The sequence below is a fragment of the Flavobacterium sp. NKUCC04_CG genome (assembly GCF_019345525.1).
In the GTDB taxonomy this organism is placed as follows: domain Bacteria; phylum Bacteroidota; class Bacteroidia; order Flavobacteriales; family Flavobacteriaceae; genus Flavobacterium.
Map to the genome: position 1 here is coordinate 1 of NZ_JAHKRA010000095.1, position 223 is coordinate 223.

1 protein-coding gene is annotated in these 223 nt (G+C 46.2%); it reads left to right on the forward strand.

Features of this window, described 5'->3' with window-relative positions; genetic code table 11:
- On the forward strand, positions 1-223 hold a 223-nt coding region (locus KO524_RS15355), incomplete at both ends, for a hypothetical protein (RefSeq protein ID WP_219295089.1).

Consider the following 223-nt stretch of genomic DNA (forward strand, 5'->3'; position numbering starts at 1 on the left):
GCGTATCGCCTTTTCGGATATAAACTGCGAACGGTCGGCAGTGATCAGTCTGCCTTCGAATATCCATACCGATGTGGTTGATCCTAAAGCTATTGAGGTTTGCAGGTATTCGCTTCAAAATCGCGCAGTTGATTTAACCGCAGTGAGCGAAGCCATGTTTTTGGACAATCGAGAACAGTATGATATAGAATATTACAGCAATAGGGCCGATGCCGTTGCGCGT